Source organism: Candidatus Aquicultor sp. (genome assembly GCF_054640775.1).
Genome location: NZ_JBTSLF010000215.1, coordinates 1 through 3,966, shown reverse-complemented (window position 1 = coordinate 3,966; position 3,966 = coordinate 1). Strand labels below are relative to the sequence as shown.

The following is a 3,966-nucleotide window of genomic DNA, read 5'->3' as shown; positions in this document are numbered from 1 at the left end:
AATTAATTCATTCGCCATATTGTTGCCGAATGTACTGTTTAATTGAGCGACTATATTATTGGTAATATTCTGAAACTGGTATAAATATGAATCAAAGCTGAATGAAGATGAAGAGGATCTGCTTCCAAGAATATCCTGCTTTGCATTTACATAATTATAATGGAGATTCAATTTATGATTATCAGAAATGTTGAAATCCAGTCTTGCAAATAATTTGCCCGATGGCTGTTTGGTAGTATAAGCAGCATATCCGCCGGTGTTAAAACCACGTCCTGCTAATATTCCGGAAATTGTATTTGCATCAGTTTCTGTATTGGTTGGGCCGGTACTTAATGACAGGTTTGATGTTGGTTCATTTCTACCTGTTAATTCTCCGTTTACAAAGAAGAAAATCTTGTCTTTCATAATCGGGCCGCCTAAGCGGAAACCATATTGCCATTCTTTAAAATCGTTAACCGGATTTTTAATATTATTGTAATATTTTCCAACCAGATCCTGATTTCTGCCATAAACAAATGCCGATCCGTGGAATTCATTTGTACCGCTTCTTGTAATAGCGTTAATACCGCCACCGGTAAATCCGCCTAGTCTAACATCATAAGGAGCAATAACAACCTGGAATTCCTGGATAGCATCTAAGCTGATAGGGTTTGTTCCGGCCTGTCCGCCGGGTGTTCCGGATGAACCTAAGCCAAATAAATCGTTGTATTGAGTTCCATCAACCTGGATGTTGTTATACCTGTTGCTTCTGCCGGCAGCCTGAAGGTTTTGTCCGGAGAACATAGGTGATAATTTTGCAAAGTTTTGAAAGCTTCTGCTGATAGTAGGAACTTCTTCAATTTGTTTTGAAGAAACGTTTTGAGATGATCCTGTCCTTGCATCACTTATAATTGCATTTCTATCAGCGGTTACTGTTACACCTGAAATCTCGACAGCAGTTTCAGCCATTTTAATGTTTAACGAAAAACTCTGGCCTAATTCAAGTTTATTAATTGTATGAGTCTGCTTTTGATAGCCGACGTAGGAAACGGTAATTTCATACGGCCCGCCGACTTTTAGTCCAATTAAATTGTATTTACCGTCATTTCTGGAAGTAGTTCCGTATTGTGTTCCGGTTGGAACGTGAACGGCAATTATGGAAGCAGCAGGCAATGCATCGCCATTCTGATCTGTTACTGTTCCGCTAATGCTGGCTGTTGTTGCTACCTGTGCAAAATTTGTACTTTGCACGGATAGAAACAAAAGGGCAATCAACAGAAACGAGAGCCTGGTAAGTGTTGTTTTCATACACTATCCCTTTTTAGGTTATTTTATTTAGTTAATTAATTAGAACTGCCTTAATAGCTCAGTTCTATCTTAGATCATTCTTTATATATATGTTTTGGTTTTTATTAATCGCAGGTATTATTTTACTCAAAGTGAAATTCCCCGATTTCTGGAAAATAATAATACCGGTCAATTCCCCCTTAACTTCCTACTGATGTTTAAGTTTTGGATAAAACATTTTGTTAGGTATTGAAAATAATATAGCTCGAAGATTTAATATCAAAGTCAGTAAATCTTTTATATCATTTTTTAACGAAAGTTTTTCAAAAATTATTGGATAAAAATAGCTAAAGTTTGGTATCACAGCAAGAAAAATTTCATTAATAAATTGTTAAATAATCCAACCGTTAATGAGCACGTTCTTTATGAATTGGGGATGAAAATTAAAGGGATGTTATAGAGGGGAATTAATTATTAACCCCAAATATAACAAAAAATTATAATTATCAAAAGAAGAAAAAGATTTTTGATATTTAAAATAGAAATGTATATTAAACCCCGCTGTAAAATGATTTTTGAAGTTTTGCAGTGTTTAAAAATGATTTCAGTATTATTTGAAAAAAATAAAAAATTATGTATCAATACTCCATTATTCCGATACATTATTTTTAAGATTATATAAATTCACTCAGCTAATTACTTAATTAGCAAAAGTTCATTCTAATAACTCAAGTTTTTTTTCTCAGGGTAATTTGAAGATTTCCATTTTGGGGGGACTCTTCAATAGGGAGGATAAAATTTTCACATACTAAATATTTACTTACCGATATATTAACATTCTAATAATATTAATGTAATATTTCCTTAATATATCTTAATTAAGTTTAATAGTAAGTCAAATAATTAAATCAGTTCTTTCTCTAACTTATATATGAGGGTAAAATGAAAAAAGTATTTACACTTTTTATAGCACTTTTTCTGGTGCTGTCCTTTAGTCAGTTTGCAAAGGCACAGGGAACTTTAGCTCGTTGGAATTTTGAAGCAGTTAGTTTTAATGCAACTGCAGCAACAACACCTTCCTTGGCTGCAGGTGATTTTGTGGCAGACTCCGGTGCTCTGACTGCCGGCTCATCATTTACCGGCCTGCATGCTTCGGCATCAACAGTATGGAGTGATCCTGCTGGCAACGGCTCAACTAATTCTATGTCTTCAAATAATTGGGGAGTAGGAGATTATTACCAGTTTGCTTTTAGCACGACTGGATATTCAGGTATTAATTTACAATGGGATCAAACAGGAAGTAGTACAGGTCCTGTAGATTTTAAGGTACAATATAGTACAGATGGCACTAATTTTACCGATGCCACTGGTGGGACTTACACAATTCCAAAAAATTGGAATAATGTAGTCGTTCCGTGGGGTACTTCAACCGGAAATGATACTTCAAAAATTACTTTAGATTTAAGCTCTGTTACTGATTTAAATAACCAAGCAGTTGTTTATATCAGATTGGTTAATACCTCAACGGTATCTAACAATGGAGGCACTGTTGCTACAGGTGGTACAAATCGTGTTGATAATTTTATAGTTACCGGATCAGTTCAGGCAACTTCCGGTCCTGCGGTTGGCGATTATGGCTCTGCAGGCGATGGTAATTGGGGGACTGCTGCAACCTGGGTAGTTTGTACAACTGCAGGAGACTGGACAGGTGCAACAGTGGCAACAGGCCAGCCTAATGAAACAAAAAATGTTTGGATTCGCAGCGGGCATACAGTTACAGTTGACGCAAGTGGTAAAAAATGTCTCAATATTACAGTTGAAAATGGTGGAAGCCTGGTTGGGGATGCACCATTGCCAACAAGTAATATTCGCTATATAAGGATTTATGGAACTGTGGCTCAATTTGATGGAATGGTCGGCGGAGCAGCACCCGGTACAAGCGTAGCATTAGAAATGTATGGAAGTTTTACAATCCAGGGTTCCGGTACAGTTAATTTAGCGCGTATCAGACCGGGAACTAATATTTCAAATGCAACCCTTACTATAGATTGTGATATGACAATGATGTACAACGGTTCATCCGGAAGTGGTGGTGCTGCTATTTATACGGGTAATTCAGGAAATGATAATATAACAATTACTTTAAATCAGGGTAGAACATTAACATTTGTTGATTATGCATATTTCGGCACTTCTTCAAGTACATCAAGTGACGGAACCGCAAATACTGTATATAACATTAATGGAACATTTGTGCAACAGGGAGTAAGCGCCAGCACAACACTTCGTGTTGCATCTGGAAAAACCTGTGTATTGAATATTGGTGTAAATGGTTCGATGAGTGTTTCTAAGAATTTTAATGCTTTTCCGGGTGCAGGGACAGTAACTATTACAAATGATGGTATTTTGAATTTAGGTACCGGCGGTAATGGTATAATTGATTTTTCTGACCCTAATGTTTTTGTTGGCGGAACCGGTACAACTACAATTAGCTCCGGATCAAAGTTGCTTATTGGCGCACTTACAGGTTTAGAGCCGGTTGCTGGACCAATTCGCACAACAACCAAAAATTTAAATGCAAATTGCAACTATGACTATGTTGGAACAGCTGCACAGGTAACTGGTGCAGATCTTCCGTCTTCAATTTATAAACTATCGGTTCATAATAAAGCAGGAGTAACACTAAGTTCTGCTGTTACT

At 36.5% G+C, this 3,966-nt stretch carries 1 protein-coding gene and 1 pseudogene; one reads left to right on the top strand and one right to left on the bottom strand.

All coding sequences use genetic code 11. The annotated features are described in order from the left end of the window. A partial coding sequence (locus ACYC56_RS12980; protein ID WP_461374596.1) for a TonB-dependent receptor occupies nucleotides 1-1,287 on the bottom strand: 1,287 nt, incomplete at its 3' end. Nucleotides 1,288-2,208: 921 nt separating this feature from the next. On the opposite strand from ACYC56_RS12980, the pseudogene ACYC56_RS12975 reads away from it, so the two are divergent. Further along, nucleotides 2,209-3,966: pseudogene (locus ACYC56_RS12975) on the top strand (hypothetical protein); the annotation flags it as partial.